This window comes from Stenotrophomonas sp. 3diitr2024 (genome assembly GCF_042136455.1).
Taxonomy (GTDB): Bacteria; Pseudomonadota; Gammaproteobacteria; order Xanthomonadales; family Xanthomonadaceae; genus Stenotrophomonas; species Stenotrophomonas sepilia.
On record NZ_JBHHMJ010000059.1, the window covers coordinates 1 to 309 of the forward strand.

Sequence of the window (309 nt, forward strand, 5' to 3'; positions counted from 1 at the left end):
CCGGAGAGCTTCGCCCGCGACCTGGCGATCGGCATGCCGGCCCAGCTGACCGGCGGCAACGGCCAGCCGTTCCCGGGCGAGATCAGCGCGGTATCACCGGAAGTCGTCAACGGCGAGGCGCCCAGCGCCTGCGCGGCCGGGCTGGTGGTCGGGAAGGTGCCACGCTCGACGAACACGCCATTGAGGAACTGGCTGGTCACCGCACCGACCGATGCCACCTCGCGTGCGCAGTGGAAGGACTGGATTGCGCATGACGATGCGGTGTTCATCGAAGGCTTCGAACTGTTCGACAGCTACACCGCCATCGCC

The 309-nt window shown here is 68.0% G+C and carries 1 protein-coding gene; it reads left to right on the plus strand.

What is annotated here, in order from left to right:
- Positions 1–309 (plus strand): hypothetical protein (locus ABGA94_RS01225; protein ID WP_375366151.1); only part of this gene is annotated, 309 nt, incomplete at both ends.